We start from the raw sequence: 23,230 nt of genomic DNA, 5'->3' as shown, positions 1-23,230 counted from the left end.
CTGGCCTGTCAGGGAATCCTGGTGATGCGCATGATCTCCGCCTCCAAGCGGGTCACCGTCATGGGCCCGGAGAACAGGGGCTCCATCTCGAAATCGATGTCGAACCGGTCCTCGAGTGCGGACAGGACCTGAATCAGGGTCGCTGAATTGACGCCGCGGCTGATCAGATCCAGGTCGGGCTCGGCCTCTTCAAGTGGCGGGCATCCGTGGGACTCCAACTCCGCGAAGATCGCGGCGCGTACATCAGAGCCAGTCATCGCTCTTCACTCCTTCGATCGCATCTCTGATCCGCTGGGTGTTGTCGCCGCCAAACACGCTGAAGTGTCCGCCGGCCAGCGCCGAGGCTTCTTCTCGGCGAGCGATCCGGCCCCAAGCGGCAGCGTCTGGCTCGGCGGGATCCACGGCGGCTCGGAACTCCACAAGCGGCACTGGCGAGGGGCACGGAGTCCAATCGCGCAGCAACGTCATGTTCTGCCGGTAAACCTCGAACCTGGTGCTGAGCGCCGGGTCCGTCGCTGCCTGCTCGGCATCGATCCGTACGCCGCTGGTCTCATGGATGTCCCTGAGGAACCCGTTGAGTGACAGTTCGTCGACACCGCCGCCACCGCGGCGGGCCGCCTCGGAGACAGGGGTGTCGACCACCACCACGCGTGCCACGGTCGAGTCGCAGACCCGGGCGGCCTCGTAGGCCAAGGATCCGCCGAACGACCACCCGGCGAAGACGAGCGGCACACCGTCTAACAGGGTTTGCTCGGGCAGTTCCTGGAGACAGCGTCGGGCGAGTCCGGTGAGGTTCGCGCGGCCGTCGTCGCCATCGACCAGTGGCGCGTCGAGTCCGATGACGTGTACATCAACGTCTCCCCCGAGTTCCTGGATCAGGTCGGTGTAGCAGGACACGCCACCTCCTACGGGTGGGAAGAGGACCAGCCGGAGCCGGGGGGTGGCGCTGGAGCGCGGCTTGTGCGTCCAGACCCCGCGGGTGTCCGATGTGCGTGTCCGGCGGCAGAGCGCGGCCAGGCCCGGGGCCGTCGGGTCAGCCATGAAGTCACCGAACGACACTTCGTAACCGAACCTGCTTCGTAGCAGCGAGAGTAGCCGGATCGCATCGTACGATCCGCCGCCGGCCTCGAAGAAACTCCCCTTGCTCGGAGCTTCGCCCAGCACGTCCTGCCAGCAGCGGGCGACCTCGTGGCTGTGGAGGTCCTGTTGCCGTGCGGGGGATGCCTCGCGCGCCGGAGTCTCCTGAAACGGCAGCGACTCCAGCCGTCGGCGGTCCAGCTTGCCGTTGCCGTTCAGCGGGATCTCGTTCAGCTCGACCAGCGCATCAGGAATCATGTAGGACGGCAGGGCGTTCTTGAGCACCGCATTCACGTCCTGCCGCCAGGTGTCCGAGACGTCCGCGGCGAGCGTGACGTAAGCGACGACCTGCTTGCGGCGGCCGCTGCCCCGGACACACACGACACAGCGGCGGATGCCAGAAGTGTTCTCGATGAGGTGCTCGATCTCTCCCAGTTCCACCCGGTGCCCGTTCAGTTTGATCTGGTTGTCTGTGCGTCCCAGGAACTCGACGACTCCACCGGGATGGCGGCGGCCGCGGTCACCGGTTCGGTAGATCCGTCCGAACGCCGGGTCGTCGAGGAACGCTGCCTCGGTCTTCGACTGGTCGTTTGCGTAGCCGTCGGCCACTCCGGCTCCGGCGATATAGATCTCACCGATCTGCCAGTCCGGACACACGTTTCGCTCGGCGTCGAGGACAAGGATGTCCTGGCCAGGCAGGGCCTTGCCGTAGGGGATGGAACGGCCCGTGCAGTCCGCCTCGTTAACGCGGTGGAAGATGGACCAGATGGAGCCCTCGGTCGCGCCGCCCAGGCTGATGACCTCCGAACCAGGCGCCAGTCGTCGCAGCGCCCCTGGCAGCGTCAGCGGAATCCAGTCGCCGCTCAGCAAGAAGGCCCGCACCGACGGTGTGGCGCTCCCCTCTTCTTCCAGCAGGGAAGCCAATGCTGGGGCAGAGTTCCAGAGCGTCACCCCGTGCCGTTCGATGAGTTTGACCCACTCCGCGGGGTTCTTGGCGCTCTCCTCCGTGAGCATCACCACGGATCCGCCGCGAAGAAGCGGTCCGAAGACGTCGTACACGGAAAGGTCGAAGCCGATCGAGGAGACCGAGAGCACCCGGTCCGTCTCTGTGACACCAAACTCATCGTTCACTGCGTCGATCGTGTTGATGGCCCCGGCGTGTGAAATCACTACGCCCTTCGGTTCACCGGTCGAGCCTGAGGTGAAGATGATGTAGGCGGTGGGACTAGGGGGACTTGGGGTGGAAGCTGCCTGTCGGTCCGAAAGTGGGGGCGCGCCGACGGGCAGCTGCAGCGGGTAGACCCCGCTGCGTGTCCAGAGTTTACGGGCGGACTGCTGCCCGTCGGTGAACACGAACCGCACAGCACCACGCCGCGCAATGCTGTCGAGGCGGCCCTCCGGCGTGCCGTAGTCAAGCGGGATGTACACACAGCCGGCGAGGAGGCTGCCGAGGATGGCGATGACCTGGCCTCGTCCACGAGGCAGGTGGACGGCGACCCGGTCGCCGGTCCGCGCACCGGCGTCGAGCAGCAGCCTTGCAACCGCGCGGGCCCGTCCCACCAGTTCGGCATAGCTCAGGGTCCCCTGCGCATCGTGTACTGCGGGTGCCTTGGGCGCGGCAGCCGCGCACCGCAATACACGGTCGTGGAGCGTCTCGGTCGAGTGTTGCGCCGAGGCTTTACCGGTGTGGGCACGAGGGTACGTGCTCGGCGGGCGTGTCCAGCGCTCGTCGGACTCGGCGAGTTCCCGGACGAAATTCGCGCACCGCGCCACGAATTCCTCTGCGAAACCGATGTCGAAGGCGTCCGTCCGCCAGTCGAAACCCAGCCGGACGCTGCCGTCGGAATCCCTGATCACCTGATGGTCCATCAGCACCTGCGGCACCCGCAGCTGGACTTCGTCCCAGCGACGTCGCAGCCCCAGGGCGACTTCGCCCAGGCCATCGACCTCCAGTGCCGTGAAGGCAAAGGGATGGGCGAGCCGACGCAGGTCGGCGGCGGGGTTGGCGAGCCGCGCAATCTCCGTACCGCTGAGCGAGGCGTGCATGGCCTGGCTGAGGTAGCGGCCCTGCACGACTCGGGCGATCTCGACGAAACTCTGCCCTGTCGTCGCGGGGATTGCCAGTGGCATGGTGTTGCCGCGGTTACCGAGGGAATTGGGGGTCAAGGTCCCGGTTTGCTGCGAGTGCAGCACTGTGACTGTGTGGGCTAGTCCTCCACCGAGCTGCCCGAGGACGACACCATAGGCCGCGAGATAAACCATCGAGGGGGTGATCGCATGGGCGCTCGCCAGCTTGTTGATCTTTCCTGCGGTCGCCGAGTTGATAGTGACCATACGGTGGGTCACGTTTAGGCCGGCGTGCCGCCACTCGGGCCGCAGCGGCAGTTCCGCCGGATCGGGAAGTGCCGTCGCCCTGTCGCGCCAGAACCGTTCATCGCGTACGGAGCGGTCGCGTCGGGGATGGTTTAGTGCCCGTAACCGAATGGGCGGAATGTCCGCGGTGCGATCCTGGCCGACCGCGTCCCCGGCGTCGTCGCGATGCGAGACCAGCTCGGTGAGGAACACGGCGAGCGACGCCGCGTCCATCAGCCACAAGGCGTAGACCAGGTGCAGCCGGGCTCGGTGCGGTGAGCGCACCGCGGTGATCTCGAACTGCGGCCAATCGCCGAATGCGAACGTATCGGACGAGTATTCCCGGCGGACCGCGTCGTTCGCCGCGTCGAAGTCTGCATCGTCGACCCAGCGGACGTCGACGTCGATGTCCCGAGCGACGTCGGCGGGCAGAGTCGACAGGGACAGGTCGGAGGCGGCGCTGACGCGGAGGATGTCGTTGGACCGAACCAGTCGGCGTAGTTGGGTGCCAATCTCTGCAACCCGTTCCGTGTTGAGGTCGCAGCCAAGGTAGTACCGTGCGGGCCCGCTGAGTTCCAGACCGTCCTGGCCTCCGACCAGGTAGGCGCGTTGGATCGGGCTCAGCGTCTCGTGCGACGGATAGGCCGCGGTTGCCGTTGTCGTAGTGTCGCGCATCATCAGAAGATGATCTCTCTTACTTTGTCGCGGCTCAGGAAGCCGCTGGGGCTGAACGTCGGCCCATAGGCGCCCAGACCCGAGAACAGGAGTAGGTCACCGGTTTCCACTTCGGGCAGTTGAATGTCTTCAGCGAGCATGTCGAGCTGCGAGCACAGGGGACCCGTGACACAGGCACGGCTAGTAATTGCGCGTTCCTGTGCACCCACAACCCGGACCCGGGGCTCGCCCCGGCCAGCTCCGGCCACCAGTCGGCTTGCGATGAGTACGTGGTTCATCCCGGCGTCGACCAGGACGTACCTGCGGTCACCGATGCTCTTGGTGTCGAGCACGGTTGTCAGCAGGCTGCCAGCCGGACCGACGATCGATCTACCGTACTCACATACGAGGGGTAGCGGGTCGTTGCCGTTCGGCAGGCCGGGATCGAGGTTGGCCGCCTTGAGTCCCGCCCAGTCGACAGCAGGGTCGGCGTCACACCACGGCATCGCGATGCCGCCACCGATCGACACAAGGTCAAGCTCCAGACCGAACTGGTCTGCGCACGCTCTAGCTTGTTCCGTCATAGCTTTCCGCGCGGCCAGGATGACGTCGGCATCAGAGTACTGCGAGCCCCAGAAAAGCTGCAGACCGGCAACCGACAGTGACGAAGCACGCAGGATATCCATTACTTCGGCGACGTCATCCTGCGATACCCCGAACTGGTTCGGGTACGGGGCGGCGGCCGGAGTCCGGCCCGGGTAGGGCGTGTTCAGTCGGACGACGGTGCGCCCATTCACACCGAGTTCAACCGCTGTCTCGGCGAACAGGCGGGCCTGCCTTGGTGATTCGACGGTCACCGCGACCTGTGCTGCTAGTGCCGCAGCTGCCTCCTCGCGCGACTTTGCGGGACCGGTGAACAGCACCTTATCCGGCGGCATTCCGGCGTTCAGTGCAGTCTCCATCTCCGCCAGTGAACAGACGTCGAAACCGTCAACCAGCGTCGATAGCGCGTTCACGACCCCGGCATATGGATTAGCCTTGAGCGAGTAGTAGATGTCCGCCCCCAGAACCGATGCCGCGCGGACCCGCTCGACGGCATCGCGCAGGGCTGCCCGGCTGTAGGTGTATACCGGTGTCCGGCCGGCCCGGTGCACGAGGAGCTGTGCCTCGCGATCGGTGGGCGTGATGATTTCATTCCGCACGCAGAGTCCCTCCCATTTCGCACAGTGTCGCCAGAACGCTCGCGTGGAGCCGGTCGATCACATTTGCCCTCTCCATGGCAATCCCCCGTCGGTAGTAGTAGGTCAACACCATCTCCGCCGCCGATACCTGCAGTTCGCCCTGCAGCTGGTACCGCAGCGCCCGCCCCAGCGACCGCGGCTGCCACTCCCCGAGCTCGCGGACACGCAGGCCGCGCTGCCGGGGGTGCTGGTTGAACAGCACGGTCGAGAGGGGGAAGCAGTCCGCATCAACGAGGCCGAGCTCCGTGACCCGCTGGTCGAATTCCCACGAGCTCTTCGTTGTACCCGCTTCCAGCTGACGGGCGAACTCCCGCGCGCTGTCCGGCAACGAAGTCAATCCCTTGCTGCGGACGACGAGTTGACTCGTGAACATCCCTGCGCTCGCGGCACCCATCCCTTGCCGTACCTGGACGGGGACAACGACGGTGAGCGGACCGAGCCCGAAGGTCCGGGAGACGGCCATCTCGAAGGCGGCCAGTACGACTGAGAAGACTGAGACTCCGCTCGCCGCCGCGAGCCGGTTGGCGGCTCTGGTACCGGTGACCCCGAACGGCCGTGAAACCAGCACACCGACGCGCGCATCTTCGCCGCTCGTCTCCGGAAGTTCTACCTGAGCGGCGCCCTTGAGGAGATCGCGCCAATATAGGGCGTCGGGCGTGTATGCCTCCGGGACTCGCTCGGTCGCCAGGCAGTAGTCGCGATAGCCGTGGGACGGTGGCGCGTCGCCGATCGGCTGTCCCAGCAGTAGGGAACGCAGTTCGGTGGCGATCAGATCCAAACTCAACCCATCGATAAAAAGGTGGTGCGCGACGACGAGGAGGGAGGTCGTGCCGCTGCCCTGGACCAGGACGACTCTGAAGGGCGGCGCGATGGAAGGGTCGAGTAGTTCTGACACGGCCAGGACACGCGCCTGCTGGACCCGTGCACGGTGGGCCACATCGGTGGTGCCCTCGACTCCGGTCCCATCGTGGACCGTGATGGGACAGCTCAGGTCGGAGGCCTCAGTATGGATCTGCCGTGTCCAGTCCGCCGTGAGCGAAAGTCTGAGTGCGTCGTGGCGGGCGATGAGCGCATCGACGGCGGCCGCCGCCTCGGCCGGGATTACGGTCCGCTCGATCCGTATCTCCCGGGAGATGTTGCACCAGTTGGCGTTTCCGTCTGTCATGCAGATTGCCATGTACGCCTGTTGCCGGGTCGACAGCGGATATGTGTCGGACTCGCCGGGGATGTAATCGCGGGCAGCGGAGGGAGTTGTCGCGGGCGCGGTCGGCACGGTCGCGCGCTCAATCACCCGTGCAAGGGAGGCGACGTCGCGGTGGCCAAAGCAATCCTGGACCGAAAGGTTCACCCGGAAACGCTTGTTGACCTCCAGGATGAACTGGATCATATCCAACGACGTGAGGCCCGCGTCGACGAAGGACGTGGTATCGGAATCGAGGCCTAGGAACCCGCGCATGGTCTCGGCGACACCGGCGTCCGGGCATGCTGTGGTGTCGGCGAAGTTCGGGGTGTCGGCGACGGACGAGGCCAGGGTGACCCGGTCGACCTTACCGCTGCGCAACAGCGGCAGGTCCCCCCGTACATGGACGGCTGGCCGGGGCAGACCCAGACGCTGCGCGATCCCGTGCACGGCCGCGCGCAGCACGTTCTGTTGCGCGTCAGCGGGCTCTGCAACGGAGATGAAGGCCTGTGGGCCCTGCCAATCCACCACCACGCACTGCCGTACGCCGGGAACCTCCTCTACCTCGTCCACGAACCTGTGAAAGGAGACACGCCTACCGGACACCTTCAGATCGTTGCCAAGCCTGCCCGAGATCACCAACTCACTCTGTTCGGTGAGGAATCCACTGTCACCGGTCCGGAGGGTCGCCGCCATCGGCTCGACGTGGAACGTGCCGGGCTCCGGTCCGGGGCCGTCAATAAGGGTCCCCAGGGCCGGCGTTGAAGAGGCGATGAGCACTTCGCCGCGCCCGGCGCTGTCCGGCTGGTCGATGGTCACAGACACCCCCGGACGGGGGCGCCCAACCGGCATGCCCGGCAATCGGCTGTCGCCGACCCCGCGAATGTCGCGCTTAAACAGTTGTGCCAGGGTTCCTTCGGTCATCCCGTATAGATTCACGAACTCGGCATCTGGGGCGAGTGCGGTCCACTGTTCAACCACCCGTGGCGGAAGCACCTCGCCGGCGAAGAACCCCAGTCTCAGATGGTCGAGTCGCGCGGATTCGGTACTCAGAACGTCCGCGATCCGCCGCGAGAGCGAGGGAACGAGGAAGGCGATCGTGGCCTTGCTCGTTATTAGGTGGTCAGCGAGCGCCTGGAAGTCTAGCTGGGCGTCGACCTCGGGCAGGCTCAGCTTGCCGCCGACGGCCAGCACGGCCAGAAGTTCGCGCAGCGACGGATCGAAGTTCACGCGGGTGACAGCAGCGCAGACATCTCCGCGATCGAGCCCGAATTCCGCCACGAACCACGACAGGAATCCATGAAGACCGGTGCGGCTGCCCACGATCGCCTTCGGGGCACCCGTCGATCCTGACGTCGGGATGAGGTAGCCAACGTCGGGCACAGGGTAGCGCCGGATGATTTTGGACCTGCGCCGGGACGCGATGTCTAGGACGACTCGGCCAGTCACAGCGTCGAGCACCAACTCGTCCGCGCCGCTGGTTCCTTGATACTGCGCCACCGTAGAGACATCGCTGGTCAGGACTGTCGACGGCTGGGCGATGCCCTCGGCCCAAGCGTACTGCTCGACGGACATACCGGCATCGACTGGCACCGGGACTGCGCCGCTGCGAAGAGTCGCCAGCAGTCCGACGACATAGGCCGGGCACAGCGGGCCAAGCACCAGCACGTTGCTCCGCGTCGCACCGCGCTCCCCGAGTGTGCGCGAGAGCTCGTCGACGGCTGCGGCGAGTTCGCAGTAGGTCAGCTGGCGGCCGCGCCACTCGATGGCAGTTCGGTCACTGAGGTTGAGCGTGAGCAGGCGGCTGAGACCGTCCTGTTCGCTCAAGAGGCCGGACATTCGGGTGCGGAGGTCGGGGGCTCAAGAACCAGCCTTGCCAGCTCCAGGCGGGCGCTGTCGTCACCGGCCTCCAGCGCGGCGGCCAGGCTTTCCATGCCGCCCTTGCGCTGGTTCAGCCGGAAGCACGACTTGAACCGGAGATCGCGCAGGCGGAAGCCAACGATGTTCTTCAGGTATTCGTCAGTCAGGTGCGCCGGTATCTCGTCGAGTGTCCAGGTCGAGTCCTCGATTGTGCGTTTCTGGAGCCGAGCGATCAATGCCTCGACGTCATCGCGCATCCGGTCGGCATCGCTGAGCTCGAGACGACCGCTCATCTCCACGGCGCAGTACAACCAGGTCGGGATGCGGCTGCGGGTACCGAACCACTCAGCGGGTACGTAGGTGTCCGGACCAAGAACGGTGATCGTGGCAGGGGCCTTTGCCCCGAAGGCCGCCGCCATCTCATTGGCCCGGGCGACATGTCCGGCGACGAACAGCTCGTCGTCTGCGGCACCGCGCAGGTCGACGGGGAGGGGCGAGGTTAAGACCTCGCCGTCGTGGTATGTGGCGAGGACCCCGAACGACTTTGCCCGTACGAAGTCACGCATGGCCGGCAGGGGAAGGCTGAAATGTTCTCTGGTGTACATGATTAATCGCGGTCCTTCACGTCCGGGTCCAGTAGTTCCAGGCCGACGCCCTCACGTGCGCCGCGCTGCGGCGGGTGGAACGCGATCGCATTCAGCCCGCCGGCAATCATGGTGTAGAAGCCGGTGCGGGCGAAGGTTCCGCCACCCGCTGCCCGCAGCAGTTGGACGCCGATGGCACCTATCTCGTCCTCGACCCAGTCGCGCGCCCGTACCGCAAGGTTGAGTTGCTCCCTGGCGGGTGCGCCGGCGTCGACCGCGCGTGCCGCATCGAGCAGGCTAGCTTCGAGATGGCGGATCCCTGCCGCCGCCTCGGTCCAGCCGCGCGAGCCAACCCGCCGGTCCCGCGGTGTGGCCTCTGCCAGACAGCAGGCGATGCCGAGATATGAGGCGCTGATCAGCAGCTGGAACCAGATGTAGCAGTCGGTGGCGAAGCGCCCGCCGGTCTCGCCGCGGAGCGGGAAGACCTGCTCCTGTGGCACCGGGACGTCGCACAGGCGCACGGCGTGGCTCTCCGCCGCGAGGAATACCGGGCTGTGCCAGAACGGTTCGCGTTCAACCCCCTCTGCGCGGGCGTCCACAAACGCCTGGGCGTACCCGTCTGGCGAGCCATCGGAAGTGCACAGCTCGACCATTAGCGACATCAGGTCCATACTGGTGGAGAGGGAGCAGGGCTGCTTCATACCTGTGACGCGATAGCCGTCGGCGTCGCGTACCGCTTGGCTTCTCAGGTTTCGCAGATCCCGGCCGGGGGTCGACTCCGCACCACCGGAGGCAATAAGTTTGGCGCCGCGGGCGATGTCCCTGAGGATCGTCTGGGCGCGCTCGTCTCCGGAGGTTGCCACCTGACCGAGCGCGGCAATCTTGTAATGATGCATGGTCGTGGCGATGGCTGCGGAGGGAGCCATTGATCCGAGCGCGACCTGGAAGCGCACCGCGTCGGCCGCTGATGCTCCGCGGCCCCCCCAGGCCGACGGGATAAGCATCGTCGTAGCGCGAGTCTCCTTGAGAAGCGCGAACACGGTGCCCGTCGCTTGCTCATGCTCCATGGCCGACCTGGCCGCCAGCGCGGCGTGCAGGCCACTCGCAACATCGTCGAGCCGGGCATGGGCGTTGCGGATGAGCACCTCTTCGCTCACATCACTGGTCACTTGCCCTCCCCGTAATCGGTGTGCATGCGCTGCCTCACTGCGGCGTAGTCGGTTTTGCCGAGCGGCGTCCGTGGCAACGCCGCCGCGATCTCGTACCGCTGCGGAAGCTGGTAGGAGAGCAGCAGTTCGCCGAGCTGCCGCCGCACGGTGCTGAGGTCGAACCTCTGTCCGGTGACGAGCAGGGCGGCGATCTGTTCGGTGCTTCTGGAGTCCGTGACCCCGACCACCGCGCAATCCAGTACCCCGGAGCACTGACGCAGTGCTGCCTCGACCTCAAGCGGCCCGACCTTGTTCCCGGCTACGTTGATGAAGGTCGATTGCCGGCCAAGTATGTACCAGCCGTCGGGTTCCGCCAGGACGAGGTCACGTGTTCTCAGCCAGCCATCCTCGAACATCTCCGCGGTGGCATCGGGGTCACGGTAGTAGCCGCGAGCGAGTCCGGGCCCACGTACGTAGAGCTCGTGAACGTGGTCGGACTCGGCATCGTCGTCTGACACTGACTCCAGCCGATACTCAACGCCGGCAATGGGCAGGCCGATGGAACCGTTGCCGACGTACGCCTTGTCGAAACAGATGATGGCGATTTCGGACAGACCGTACACCTGGCGCAAGGGCAGTCCGTACTGTTCCAGGAACTTCTTCTGGGTGCTTTCCCTCAGCGGTGCGCTACCAGAGATGGCCAGCCGAAGTGTGCGCAGCGCCATCGCGGGCACACCGCGGGCCGCGGTGAGCATCTGGTACATGACCGGAAGCCCGCTCATCACCGTAATGCCATGCGTCTCGATACACCGAGCCAGTCCCCTGCCCGTCAGCTGACTACCCTGAGCAAAGACCACCGTCGCACCACTCAGCAGCGTCGGCAGCGTTAGGACGTCAATGCCGTGACAATGGGACAACGGCAGCGCGCATAGAACCACGTCTGCGTGGGTCAAATCCAATTCGCTGCCCCACAGGCGGATCCGGGCCGTGATGGCCTCCTGGCTCATCACAATGCCCTTGGGTTTGCCCGTCGAGCCGGACGTGCAGTGCACCACGAAGTCCTCGGGTGCGTAGCCGCTCCTGGCGCGGTGCAGGTCCGCGTCAGGAACCGGCTCCAACAGAAAGGAACCGGGACGGCCCAGCCGACCATGATCCACGGCCAGCATGCCCAGGTCGTACTTGGCGGCGCTGTGCTCCCTCTCCTGGGCGGAGAGTTGACTGTCCAGGAGAACTGTCACCACGTTCAGCTTTGCGGCGGCCAAATAGAGGGCGACGAAGGTGAATGGGTCTTCGACCGCGAGACCTAGTACATCACCGTGGTGAAGCTCCGCCGTCAGGCGCTCGGCCGCGGCGTCCACCGCGTCGAGCAACGCTTCATATGACGAAGTCGTCCCGTCGTGCCTGATCACCGCAGGCGCGTGCGGTGCGGCGAGCGCGACGGTCTGGAAGCCAGCGTACAAGTCACCGTGATCTTCCGGGGCTTTCCCGACGGTGTCCGCGCGGACTCGCTGAGTCACGGTGAACTCCTTCATATGTCAGGTTGGTGGGTGTTCCGAGGGCGCCTGCTGCTGTGCGGACAGCGCTCCGGTCTTGGCATCCGGCGGAGTCTGATCGGCCAGCACCACCAAGGGTGGGCTCTAGGGTCGTAGTCGTGCGCTGCAGTCCGAGCGGGGTTCACTGATTGACACGCAAGCCCATCGAGACGTCGTCGCTGAGAGATTCAGTATGGGATCACGATCGTGCTTGCCGGATCCTCAACGCTGCCTTCAGCTATCGTCGGGCCCCGTGCGGAGAACCTTCTCAGGGGTCGGGGGCCATTGCGGTGGCCTTGAGCCTGCCGACAGACGACACCTATAGCTCCCTATCCGTGTCCGTTCATATCCTCGTTCTTTGGCTCCCGGCACCAACGAGTCCCATGGCGGTTAGCACGGCCAGCGTCCGCGCAAACTCCGATAAGACTTTTCCGAGCCCGAGCCCGAGCCCGAGCCCGAGCCCGAGCCCGAGCCCGAGCCCGAGTTCAGGTTGTGTAGTCGGCGTTGATTTTCACGTATCCCTCGGTGAGGTCGCAGCCATAGACGGTGAATGTTCCGTCGGCAATCCCGAGATCGATTCGGATGACCACTTCGTTGCCCGTGAGGTACTGGCTGGCGTCTTCCAGCAGTGCGTCGCTAGGTTCTTCGGGATGCATAACGAGATCGGCGAACTGGATGCGGACTCGGTGCGGCTCGATGTCTTCCTCGTCGTGGAGCTTGCCGATGGCCATCGCAATTCGGCCCCAGTTCGGGTCGGCGCCATGGACGGCCGCCTTGACCAGAGGAGAGTTGACAACGCTCTTACCGACCCGCTTGGCCTGGGCGTCGTCACGGGCCCCAGTGACATGGACCTCAAGGAGTTTGGTCGCGCCTTCGCCATCCGAGGCAATATCGCGTACGAGGTGGAGGGCGCACTCGTACAGCGCCTGCTCGAATGCTTCCAGGTCGACAGGGCCCGCAAGACCATTGGCGAAGATCGCCGCGGTATCGCTCGTCGAGGTGTCCGTATCGATGCTCAGCGCGTTGAAAGTCTTGTCCATCACGCGCCGGAAGAGAGCGTCGAGTTCGGGGGCGGGGATGTCCGCGTCAGTGAAGAAGAAGGTCAGCAGGGTGGCCATGTTCGGCTCGATCATGCCCACCCCCTTAGCGATGCCGGTAAGCACCGAGTCACCGCAGGAGACGGTGAAACACTTATGCCGGGTATCGGTCGTCATGATTGCCTTGGCGGCCGCGACGTAGTCCGCCTCGGGGAACGGCCAGGCCAGGGTGGACAAACCCGCCCGAATACTCTCCATGGGGTACGGTCGGCCGATCACGCCAGTGGAGCCGATGACAAGTTCTTCGGGGGCGATCCCCACGGCCTCGGCAACCCTGCGGCGTACCTCGGCGGCGTGTGCGGCCCCGGCTTGGCCGGTCGCCACGTTGGCATTGCGTGAGAGCACGACCATGCCACGGCTGCGCTGAAGGGGTGCCGAGTCACGGCTGAGCACTACGCTTGGGCCCGCGAAACGCGAACGCGTGAACACCGCCGCCGATCGGGCGGGTACCTCAGAGACAACGACGGCGAAGTCGTCATCGACGTCCTTGAGTCCCATGTTCATAGTCACGCTAAGGAAGCCCTGTGGGGCTGCAGCCAGCATGTCAGCACACCTCCCTGAGTGGCCCGGACAGCGGCACGAGCGCAACTAGATCCGGTCGGTTGAATCAAGATTTTTTGCATCGTACACATGGGCTATATGGCCCACGCGGCGGGGCGCGGACCGCTCGCCGAGATCGCGTTCGTCACCGCGCACGATCCGCGAGTATCCAGCGACCCGGCGTGACTTTCTCGACCTGCTTGACAAGGAGTTGAGTAGCGGACTGCACCCCGTAAAGATTCTCGATCGCGCACGCACCGGCCACGAGTAGGCACAGAATCTCGAGGTCGAGCTTCCCGAGGCGCCGGACGCTTAACGCGCTTTCTCGGTGAGCGGAGCGAGACCGTGTGTCGGACACAAGGAAAACGCGATCCCACCTGGGAAAATGTGGATAGTTAAGGCCCTTATCCTCCATCCACCGATCTGGTGGTGAAGCTCAAGATATCGTGGATGAGGCAGACGCTCGGCGGGTATGGGGATGACGGATCGCCCGACCTCCGAAGCCGGGGCGTCCCACTGCTGTCCTCGTGTCATGTCGGGTACCGACTAGGTCGTGTCACGCAACGTTTGCCCTGTCGACGATCTCCCGTAGCTGTTGATCCTCGGCGTGCTTGTTGCGCCAGATGATGTAGCGACGGATCATCGACGCTTGCTCCCGGTGACTGCCGTGGTCGGTGCCATCGAGCGCGAAGTACCGCAGCGCGGTGAACTGCGCCTCGATCCGGTTGAGCCACGAACTGTTCGTCGGGGTGTACGCGATCTCGACGTTGTTCGCCTCTGCCCACAGACCGACCCGTTGGCACTTCCTCGTGGTCAGGTGCGGCGAGAAGTTGTCGCACACGATCGCGATACGAACCTCCGCCGGGTAAAGAGTGCGCAGGTAACGGCAGAACTCGAGGAACGTGGAGCGGTTCTTCGTCGTCTTGACGTGCCCGTACAGCTTGTCCTTGCCCAGGTCGTACGCGGCGAACAGATGCCGCACCCCGTTCGGACGGGTGTAGGTCGCCCGCCGCCGGCGCCGCGGCTCCCGGTCCGGGTCCTTGTGCCTGCCGCCACGCTGCGCCCACTGCCGGCCCGGATGCGGCTGCAGATTCAAGGGACCGAACTCGTCGAGACAGAAGATCGCCTGTGGCTCATCGGGATCGGACACGACATCGCCATCGGCGATGGCATACAGGTGTTCGACCCGAGCCTTCTTCACCGCGTAATCGGGGTCCCGAGATCTCTTCCAGGTCTTCACTTTTTGAAAGGAGACACCCTCCTCGCGGAGCAGCACGCGCAGACCCTCGTGGCTGATGTCGTCGACCACCCCCTCGGCGACCAGGAACTCGGCGAGTTTGGTCAGACTCCAGGTCGAGAACGGCAGATCGTGCTCGGCGGGGGCGGACTTGGCGATCTTCTTGATCTCCCGGCGCTCCGGCAGGGTGAACTTTTTCGGCCGGCCGCCGGCGTACTTCGGGTACAGCGAGTCGAATCCGTCGGCGTTGAAGTTGTGGATGACATCACGGACCCGGTCGGCGCTGGTGAAGCTGACCTCGGCGATCTTCGGTACCGGCATGCCCTGGGCCGAGAGCAGGACCATCTGGGCGCGCCGCCAGGTCACCACCGATCCGGTGCCGCGGCGGATGATCCGTACCAGCCGTCTGCCTTCGTCGTCACCGATCTCTCGCACGCGTACTCGTTCTGCCACTCGACCAGGCTGACCGATCCCGTGGCCGACACGCCGCAACCGGTCGGCGTGTCGGCCAGAACGGGCAAAGGTTCACGGGTGCGGCACTAGGTCGTGTCTGACAATTGCGGGTTTCCGGCGACGGGCGTGGGGGACACCGTCGTGAGGCCCGGTCCCGGCTGCTATGGAGCGTTCCTACGGTCTCCGACTCATTGGAGCAGATCGGGGGCGCGAGTGGTCTCCTGTTGGACGATCGCCACACAAGACACTGCTGTCGGGATCGCGCGGGGCCGGCGCGGGCCGACCACGTAGATACTGGCTGGGTGAGTTTCGAACTGTGCCACGATGCATCGGCCGCCGATTGGCTCGTCGAGCAGAGACTTCCGTGGTACCGATTGGCAGGTCGCGGCCCAGTCGGATATTCGAGCTATGCGCGGGTGAGGTTCATCCCCGATCCGAGCTTTCCTGGGCAGAAGACGAGTGACGTCGATTTCGATCAGAACGCATTGTCGGAGAAGGATCACTTCCCGCATCTGCTCGACCAATTGCGAGTCCCCCGTCTGGCCGGTGGACGTCCGCGCACCAGGCCGGACCGGGTCCGCGGTGACAAGGCATACTCCTCGCGCGCCCACCGTGCGCTGCTGCGGCGGCGCCGCATCGGCGCGGTCATCGCCGAACCGTCCGATCAGGCCGGACATCGTCGCCGACGCGGATCAGGTGGTGGCAGACCGCCGGCATTCGATTCGGCTGACTATCGCGGCCGCAATGTGGTTGAACGCCGGTTCTGCCATCTCAAGCAGTGGCGTGGATTGGCCACGCGATATGACAAACTCGCGACCGTCTACCGCGCTGCCGTAGTGCTGAACGCCGTCGTCGCCTGGACAAAGCATTTGTCAGACATACCCTAGTCGCGCGAGGCCCGGACGCCGGGTGAGACGAGCAGTCGGCCGAGGACCGCGAAGAGCGCGAGGATCACCAGCGAGCAGATCCCGGCGAGGGCGGCACCGCCCACGACCAGGGCGTAGTCGCTGCGCGCGAGACCATCCACGATGGGCCTTCCCACCCCGCCGAAGCTCACTGCCGCGGCGATCGTGGCGGTCGCGACGATCTGCACGGCGGCGGTGCGCAGGCCGACGAGGATCAGCGGCAAGGCCACCGGCAGCTGGGCCCGCAGCAGGATCTGGGACGAGGTCATCCCCATCCCGCGGGCGGCGTCGGTCAGCGCCGGGTCGACCCCGCGGATCCCTTCGTAGGAGTTCAACAGGATGGGTGGGATCGCGAGTGCCACCAGCGGCACCATCACCGGAACCAGCCCGATCCCGTACAGCACGACCAGCAACACGAGCAGGCCGTAGGTGGGGAGAGCGCGTGCGGCGTTCGCCGTGAGGGACACGAGCACACCGCCGCGGCCCGTGTGACCCGTCCACAGACCGAGCGGCAACGCGAGGAGCACGGAGATCACGAACGCGAGCAGGGTGTAACCGAAGTGCTGGGCCAGTCGCGTCGGGATCCCGGAAGCGCCCGACCAGTTCGCGGAGTCGCCGAAGTACTCGGCCAGATAGTTCAGCAGCGTCGTCATCGGCGCACCTTCGAGCTGCGGCGCATCCACGGTGTGGACAGACGCTGGACGAGCACGAGCACCGCGTCGACGACCAGTGCCATCACGACGGTCGCGATGATGCCGATGATCGCCAGATCGAGCCGGTCGAGTTGCACCGAGGCGGTGAACAATGCCCCGAAGGCGCCCATGCCGATGAGCGCTCCGACGCTCACCATGCTGATGTTCGCGACCGTCGCGACCCGCAACCCCGCGATGACCGCGGGGATCGCCAGCGGCAGGTCGACGGTGAGCAACCGGCGCGGCGTCGAGAATCCCATCGCCACAGCCGACTGGCGGACACTGTCGGGCACAGCGCGCAATCCGTCGACGACGTTCGGGACGAGGCCCGCCAGCGCGTAGACGGCCAGCGGAAGGATCACGGTGGTCCGGCTGATCCCGGTGAACGCGATGAGCAGGACGAAGAAGGCAAGCGACGGAATCGAATACAGGACACTGCAGACCGCGAGCACCGGGGCGTACACCCGTGGCCACCGCACGCACGCCAGGCCCAGCGGCAGAGCGAGGACGAGGCCGAGCAACGACGCGCCGAGGGCCATGACGAGGTGATCGCCGAGCAGTTCCCAGAACGTCCCGAGATAGCCGGGAATCCGCAGGCTCACCGCGACTTCCGCATCTCGAGCGGAGACGGGGTGCCGGCCTCCCGGTTGTTGTGCGCCGCACGGACCGCCGCGGCCACCTCTTCGCCACTGATCACCCCGAGCGCACGTCCGTCGTCGTCCACCGCCACGGCATGGCCCGACGGTGAGAGCACGGCCGCGTCGAGCACGACGCGCAGCGGATCCCGTCCGGGAACGAACGGTCTTCCGGCCGACAGAAATTCCGCATCGGCACTGCCGTCGCGCCACCCCGTCGGGCGTCCGTCGTCGTCGACGACGAGAAGCCAGCCGTCGCCGACGGCGAGTTCGGCGGCATCGCGGGTGACGATCGGATCGGTGCGCAGCGGCAGGTCGGCGGACGAGAAGAACGACATGAGCCGCACTCCGCGGTCGACGCCGAGGAATCCGGCGACGAAATCGTCGGCGGGGGAGGTGAGAAGCTCCTCCGGGGTCGCGTACTGGGCGAGCACCCCACCCGGCCGCAGGACGGCCACGCGGTCGCCGAGCTTGATCGCCTCGTCGATGTCGTGGGTGACGAGCACGATCGTCTTGGCCAGCACCGATTGCAGGCGCAGGAGTTCGTCCTGCAGATCCTTGCGGACCACGGGATCGACCGCGGAGAACGGCTCGTCCATCAACAGGATCGGGGGGTCGGCGGCCAACGCGCGGGCCACACCGACACGCTGCTGCTGCCCGCCGGACAACTGCGACGGATAACGTTGCGCCAGTTCGTTTCCGAGTCCGACCCGGGTGAGCACGTCCATCGCGGTCGCGCGGGCCTCCTTACGACTCGCGCCGAGCAATCGGGGAACGGTGGCGACGTTGTCGACCACCGTGCGATGGGGGAACAGTCCGGCGTGCTGGATGACGTATCCGATGCCGCGGCGCAGGATCCGGGGATCCTCGTCCCGGACGTCGCGGCCCCCGACGAGCACACGCCCGCCCGAGGGTTCGACCATCCGGTTGATCATGCGCAGCGAGGTGGTCTTCCCGCACCCCGACGGGCCGACGAACACCGTCAGGGTGCCCGTCGGGACCTCCAGCGAGAGCCCGTCGACGGCGACGGTCCCGTCGGGATAACGCTTCTCGACGTTGTCGAATGTGATCACGCGGCACCGACTTCCGTCAGTTCAGATCGTTCTGCTGCAACCACTCCTCGGCGACGACATCGATGTCGCGGCCGTCGGTGACCACCTGTCCGACCAGGACGACGAGGGTGTCGGTGGTGAGCTTCTCGGACACGGCGTCGATCTTCGCGACGTCGTCGTCGTCGAGATCGGCGCGATGCACCAGCGGGGTCACGTTCTGGGCTCCGAAGACCGATTCCGGGTCCTCCAGCGCCACAAAGGGTTCGGTGCTCAGCGACGGATCGGTGGTGAAGATGTTCGCGGCCTGGATGGTGCCGTCGGAGAGTGCGCGAATGGTGATGGGGCCACCGGTGTCGGTGGGGACGAATTCACGGAACTCGACCCCGTACACCTCGCGCAGACCCACGACACCCTGCTGGCGTGTCTCGAACTCCGGCGGTCCGCCGAGGACGAGTTCGCCGGCGACCGGCGCGAGATCGGCGATGCTCACCAGGTTGTACTGCTGCGCGGTCTCCTCGGTGACGACGAGGGCGTCCTTGTTCTCACCGGGGGCGGAGGCCAGGATCTCGAGTCCGTCCGGAAGGGCTTCGGACAGGGCCGTATTGACGTCCTCGGTCGTCGAGGCGGTGCTGTCGGGATCGATCCGGGCGAGCAGTGCGCCGTTGTACTCCGGGATGAGCGTGATGGCACCCGAGGCGACCTGGTCGTAGTAGATCTCGCGGCTGCCGATGTTGAACTGGCGGGTGACCTCGGAGCCCGCGCTCTCGAGTGCCTGCGAGTAGATTTCCGCGAGCAGGACGTTCTCCGGGAAGTTCGCCGAACCGACGACGATCGCGCCTCCGTCCGCTGTATCCCCGGCGAGGGGATCCTCGTCTCCACCGCCGGAACAGGCGGCCAGGGCGAATGCGGACACGGCGAGAAGTGCGGTGGTGCGTGCGAAGCGTTTCACGGGTTGCTCCCTCGGATGCGGCACGGTCGGTTTTCGACTCTATCCCGGCGGATACCCACTGTGCCGGATTTGTCACGAGTGGATCACCAGTCGTCGCCGGCACGCTCCGAGGTCGCGAGGGTGAGGATGCCGCTCTCGAGACGGTATCGGCTCATCGAGTCCAGTGCGGGGGCATAGGCGTGCACGGTCACCGCCGGGGCGGGGCCGTCGTTGACGACCTCGTGCACGTGTCGGCCGTCGAAGCGACGCGTGGTGCCGGCCGCCAGACGGTTGCGGGAGATCGTCACGTGTTGCCCGGGAAGATCTTCCGACCACGGCTGGTCGACGGTGTCCTCCCGGACCTGTCCCTGCGCGACGGCGAACGCGCCGGCGCTTCCGCCGTGATCGTGGATGCCGGTGCGCTGCCCGGGAAGCCAGCTCAGCAACCACACCTCGTAGTCGTCGGCGACGTCGAGCCGGGTGTACCAGCGTTCGGTCTCGTCGAAGCGGACGAGCGGTCGCCAGCGGGAGACGTCCGAAGCGATGTCACGGACGATTCCGGCGAGATCGGCGCGCACGGAGGTGGGGAGAAGAGCAGCAGGCATCGTGGTTCCTCGAGGCAGGAGGCGGACGGGAGCGAAATGTCGTCCGAGCAGAAGAAAGGGGTCGGGCCGGGTTCAACGACAGGCGCGACAGCCACAGAAACCACCGGCGATGCGGACGTAGTCCACATGAAGCCTGCGATGTCGCAGGGTCGCCGGAAGATGCATGCCGATCACTTCAGCGCCCGAATGCGGCGCTGTCAAGGTTTTCACTCGTGTGACGTTCGGAACAGCCGGGCCGGGTTGTGTCGCCGTACGAGCTCGTCGCGCTCGTCGTCGAACAACAACGGTGCAGCGTACGGGCGGTCCGAGCCGAGCACGACGCGGTCGTGGCCGAGCCCGGCAGTGACCGCGTCGACGATCTCGGGACCGTACGACGAGGTGTCGACGAACACTCCGGCCGACGGGATCGTCGCCGGACCGCCGCGCGCGGCCATCCGGTCGGTGTGCAACGGAGCGAGCCCGGCGAGCATCGCGAACCCCACCCGCAGGCCGGGGAGGCGCGGGGCCCCGTACTCGTGCCAGGCGAACCACGCGGTGTGCATCTGCGCCACGTACGACACCATCGCCGGCCACCACGGCGGAGCCGACGGATCGGCCGCAGCCGGTCCGGGATGCACGAACAGGGGAGCGCCGACGCGGTCGAGCTCGTCGAGGAGCGGCGCGCACCGTGCGTAGCCCTCGGCGTCCGCCAAGGCCGTGGCGGGCAGTTGCAGACCGACACAGCCCGCCCCGAGCACCTCGCGCAGCGCCGCGGGATCGGGATCGTCGACCGACGCCGCCGCCCACGCCCCGAACGGGCGCGGCAGCGCCAGCACTCCTTCGTGGTAGGCGTCGAGCAGGCCGGCCGCGTCGGCCGCGGGCAACGATTCGATCCCCAGCGGGCTCGACAGCGACACCAGCGCCAGGTCGATGCCGTCCTGCGCCGCGAGCTCGGCCCGCCGGTCGATCGCGTGATCCTCGGGGCGCACCTCGTACGGGGGTTCACCGTCGAGGTACAGCGTCCATCCGACGAGCCGCGGCGCACGGGTGCGTGCCCGTAACGCCGAGACCAGCGGTGCCGGCCAGACGTGCTGGTGGACGTCGACGCGGGGAACGGTCATGCCGTCAGGATGGCAGACCGTCCGCCCGCTGTCCGCTGTCCGCGCGGCCTGTGTCGCCTACTGTCCCGCGCCGCGGGGGACCCATCGTTCGTGCAACTGTCCGCGCCGGATACCCGGACTCGTCCCGGGCGTCGCGAGAGCGGGGGTGGGTGCCGAATGGCGGTGTCCGACCACCGGCTGCGATCCGGACGCCGGGTCGGCGTGGAACTGCTCGCCGTACTCCGAGGGAGGATCGGGCAGGCGACGCGGTCGATCGATCCGGTACGGATCGTCGTAGTTCCTGCCGGTGCCCTTGAGCAGGCTGGTCGGCAGGTAGATGCTCGCCGTGATGCCGGCATTGGTGGTCGAGTCGAAGGTCGGACGCAGGCGCACCGTGATGCCGTGACGGTCGGCGAGACGTGCGACCACGAACAGACCCATTCGCCGTGCGGCACCGAATCCGGTTTCGCCGTCCGCACCCAGCCGCATGTTGATGTCGGCGAGTTCATCTGCGGGGATACCGATTCCGCGGTCGGCGATCTCGAGGAGGAGTCCGCCGTCGACGGCGCGGGAGAACGCGAACGCCACGGTGCTCTCGGGCGGTGAGGCGCGCAGCGCGTTGTCGAGGAGCTCGGCGATCATGTGGACGACGTCGGTGACGGCGCTGCCGACCAGATTGCCGTCGGGCGCATTGCCGATGTTCACGCGCTGGTAGTTCTCGACCTGGGAGACGGACGCGCGCAGGACGTCGACGAGCGGTGTGTCGGGGACCCGGCCGAGACGCTGGCGGGTGCCGGCGAGGACGAGCAGCGAGTCGCCCGTGCGCCGCATGCGGGCGGCGAGGTGGTCGAGTGCGAACAGGTTCTGCAGACGTGTCGGGTCGCGCTCTTCGTGTTCGAGCGAATCGATCAGTGCCAGTTGCTGTTCCACGAGCGTCTTGTTGCGGCGGGCGAGGGTCTCGAGCATCTCGTTGACCTGTCGGCGCAGCTGGGCCTGTTCGCCGGCCAGACGCAGGGCGCCCTCGTTCATGCTGTCGACGGCGCGCGCCACCTCGCCGATCTCCTCGCGGGTGTGGACGCGGACCGGATCGAGTGTGACGGATTCGATCTCGGCGCCGTCCTTGATCGCGGCGAGCGCGGCGGGCAGATCCTGTTCGGCGGTGCGCAGGGTGTCGTCGCGCAGTCGGCGGAGCGGTCGGACGAGCGACATCGCGATCACGATCGCCAGTCCGAGGGCGAGCGCGAGGACGATCGCGATACCGATGGCGTTCTTGAGGGCTTCGGCGCGTGCTTCGGCCGCGAGGTCGTCGAGGGTGGCCACGGCTCGGGTCGCGGAACCGGCGACCTGCTCCTGGTAGACCATGAGGCTCTCGAAGATCGACCCGCGCAGGGCGGCGACGTTGCCTTCTTCGTTGTCGAGGTCGGCCGTGAGGCTGCGTCGGTTCTCGAGCTGGGACATGAGACCGTCCACCTTCGAGGCGTCGGTGGCCTCGTTCTCGACGAAGGTGTCGCGGAGGACGGCCAGTCGCGCGGACTCGACACCGAGGGCGTTGTTCCACATCAGCAGGGCGCCGTCGGTTCCGGCGCTCAGCGCGGAGTACGCGAGGACCTGGTCGAGCAGGGACCACTGGGTGTGCCACAGATCGAGAAGGGTCGCGCTCTCGCGCTGGACGGTGGGGTCGTCCGTGGTGGTGGTGATGGCGCGGTATGCGGCCTGGGCGCGTCTGACGAATCCTTCGGCGCGCTCGCTGGCCACGGTCGGCGCCAGTGTTCCCGACGACGCGCTGTCGAGCAGGCTCTCGCCCTCTGCGAGCATGCGGTTGATCATCGCCGCGATCTGCGGATCGAGATCCTTGGTGTCGATGTGATCGCGCAGCGTCGCGGCGGATTCGCGGGCGACCTGGGCGCCGTTGTCGACGGGGATCGACAGGATCGTCGCTGCGGCGGCACCGGCGACACTGGTGGCGTAGTCGGCGAGCGTCGGCAGGATGGAGACGTTCTCGGCGGCAGCGCTGTAGGCGTCGTTCTCCTGGTAGAGGTCGTAGACGCGGAGCGAGCCGTACAGGGTGGCGGCGACGAGGGGGACGGCGACGACCGCGGTCATCCTGCGCCACAGACGCCAGTTGTCCGGCGTGTGTTGCCGGAATTTCCTCATGAGACCCACAATGTTTCGCCCCCGAACCTCTCTACCTGCCTGAGCCGGCGGCCGGCCGAAACTGGACTTCGGCAAGTGCAGAATTTCTCCTTCGAAATTCAGGCCAGGGCGAATCACGGTTCGCTGCCGTCAGGACGTGGGTCAGACTAGGTAGTACTTCGTTGCGCTCACAAGATCGCCGTCCAAGTCCGATAGCTGGTATTCGACCTTGCGTATACATCACGG

At 66.3% G+C, this 23,230-nt stretch carries 17 protein-coding genes; 1 reads left to right on the top strand and 16 read right to left on the bottom strand.

Annotated features, from left to right (window positions below; all coding sequences use genetic code 11):
• Nucleotides 1-8: 8 nt before the first annotated feature.
• The 9 genes from CKW34_RS23645 to CKW34_RS23605 all read right to left on the bottom strand — a co-directional run bounded on the left by CKW34_RS23645 (nt 9) and on the right by CKW34_RS23605 (nt 14,955).
• Nucleotides 9-257, bottom strand: a complete 249-nt coding sequence (locus CKW34_RS23645; RefSeq protein WP_059384739.1) for an acyl carrier protein — start codon at nt 255-257, stop codon at nt 9-11.
• Nucleotides 244-4,107 (bottom strand): non-ribosomal peptide synthetase, encoded by a 3,864-nt coding sequence (locus tag CKW34_RS23640; protein ID WP_059384738.1) that lies wholly within the window; start codon nt 4,105-4,107, stop codon nt 244-246. Before CKW34_RS23640 ends, CKW34_RS23645 begins: the two co-directional genes overlap by 14 nt.
• Nucleotides 4,107-5,285 (bottom strand): alanine racemase, encoded by a 1,179-nt coding sequence (locus CKW34_RS23635; RefSeq protein WP_059384737.1) that lies wholly within the window; start codon nt 5,283-5,285, stop codon nt 4,107-4,109. The genes CKW34_RS23640 and CKW34_RS23635 overlap by 1 nt, the downstream gene beginning before the upstream one ends.
• Nucleotides 5,275-8,331 (bottom strand): AMP-binding protein, encoded by a 3,057-nt coding sequence (locus CKW34_RS23630; protein ID WP_162232235.1) that lies wholly within the window; start codon nt 8,329-8,331, stop codon nt 5,275-5,277. The genes CKW34_RS23635 and CKW34_RS23630 overlap by 11 nt, the downstream gene beginning before the upstream one ends.
• A complete protein-coding gene (locus tag CKW34_RS23625) occupies nt 8,328-8,969 on the bottom strand; it encodes an FMN-binding negative transcriptional regulator (protein ID WP_059384735.1) in 642 nt (213 codons plus the stop codon). Before CKW34_RS23625 ends, CKW34_RS23630 begins: the two co-directional genes overlap by 4 nt.
• 2 nt (nt 8,970-8,971) lie before the next feature.
• A complete protein-coding gene (locus tag CKW34_RS23620) occupies nt 8,972-10,117 on the bottom strand; it encodes an acyl-CoA dehydrogenase family protein (RefSeq protein ID WP_059384734.1) in 1,146 nt (381 codons plus the stop codon).
• Nucleotides 10,114-11,628, bottom strand: coding sequence for a class I adenylate-forming enzyme family protein (locus tag CKW34_RS23615; protein ID WP_059384733.1), 1,515 nt, complete (start codon nt 11,626-11,628; stop codon nt 10,114-10,116). Before CKW34_RS23615 ends, CKW34_RS23620 begins: the two co-directional genes overlap by 4 nt.
• 485 nt (nt 11,629-12,113) lie before the next feature.
• Complete coding sequence (gene argJ, locus CKW34_RS23610) at nt 12,114-13,268, bottom strand: bifunctional glutamate N-acetyltransferase/amino-acid acetyltransferase ArgJ (RefSeq protein ID WP_059384732.1); 1,155 nt, start codon at nt 13,266-13,268, stop codon at nt 12,114-12,116.
• Between the two features lie 553 nt (nt 13,269-13,821).
• Nucleotides 13,822-14,955 (bottom strand): IS630 family transposase, encoded by a 1,134-nt coding sequence (locus tag CKW34_RS23605; RefSeq protein ID WP_059384845.1) that lies wholly within the window; start codon nt 14,953-14,955, stop codon nt 13,822-13,824.
• A gap of 302 nt (nt 14,956-15,257) precedes the next feature.
• Between CKW34_RS23605 and CKW34_RS23600 the strand changes: the two genes are divergently transcribed.
• Nucleotides 15,258-15,842 carry a transposase gene (locus tag CKW34_RS23600; protein WP_370670878.1) on the top strand — a complete coding sequence of 195 codons (585 nt, stop codon included), beginning with the start codon at nt 15,258-15,260 and terminating at the stop codon, nt 15,840-15,842.
• Here CKW34_RS23600 and CKW34_RS23595 read toward each other — a convergent pair.
• The 7 genes from CKW34_RS23595 to CKW34_RS23565 form a co-directional block, all read right to left on the bottom strand.
• Nucleotides 15,839-16,513 (bottom strand): ABC transporter permease, encoded by a 675-nt coding sequence (locus CKW34_RS23595; protein WP_059384378.1) that lies wholly within the window; start codon nt 16,511-16,513, stop codon nt 15,839-15,841. The two genes, CKW34_RS23600 and CKW34_RS23595, sit on opposite strands and share 4 nt — an antisense overlap.
• Nucleotides 16,510-17,154 carry an ABC transporter permease gene (locus CKW34_RS23590; protein ID WP_059384370.1) on the bottom strand — a complete coding sequence of 215 codons (645 nt, stop codon included), beginning with the start codon at nt 17,152-17,154 and terminating at the stop codon, nt 16,510-16,512. The genes CKW34_RS23595 and CKW34_RS23590 overlap by 4 nt, the downstream gene beginning before the upstream one ends.
• Nucleotides 17,151-18,260 carry an ABC transporter ATP-binding protein gene (locus CKW34_RS23585; RefSeq protein ID WP_059384371.1) on the bottom strand — a complete coding sequence of 370 codons (1,110 nt, stop codon included), beginning with the start codon at nt 18,258-18,260 and terminating at the stop codon, nt 17,151-17,153. The genes CKW34_RS23590 and CKW34_RS23585 overlap by 4 nt, the downstream gene beginning before the upstream one ends.
• Before the next feature lie 16 nt (nt 18,261-18,276).
• Entirely contained in the window at nt 18,277-19,188 is a 912-nt protein-coding gene (locus CKW34_RS23580) for an ABC transporter substrate-binding protein (RefSeq protein ID WP_059384372.1), read from the bottom strand.
• Nucleotides 19,189-19,271: 83 nt separating this feature from the next.
• A complete protein-coding gene (locus CKW34_RS23575; RefSeq protein ID WP_059384373.1) occupies nt 19,272-19,772 on the bottom strand; it encodes a cysteine dioxygenase in 501 nt (166 codons plus the stop codon).
• A 206-nt stretch (nt 19,773-19,978) separates the two neighbouring features.
• Nucleotides 19,979-20,872 (bottom strand): amidohydrolase family protein, encoded by an 894-nt coding sequence (locus tag CKW34_RS23570; protein WP_059384374.1) that lies wholly within the window; start codon nt 20,870-20,872, stop codon nt 19,979-19,981.
• 57 nt (nt 20,873-20,929) lie between these two features.
• Nucleotides 20,930-23,005, bottom strand: a complete 2,076-nt coding sequence (locus CKW34_RS23565) for a sensor histidine kinase (protein WP_059384379.1) — start codon at nt 23,003-23,005, stop codon at nt 20,930-20,932.
• Nucleotides 23,006-23,230: the final 225 nt, after the last annotated feature.

The organism is Rhodococcus rhodochrous (assembly GCF_900187265.1).
Lineage (GTDB): Bacteria > Actinomycetota > Actinomycetes > Mycobacteriales > Mycobacteriaceae > Rhodococcus > Rhodococcus rhodochrous.
This window is presented reverse-complemented; position numbering and strand designations above follow the sequence as displayed.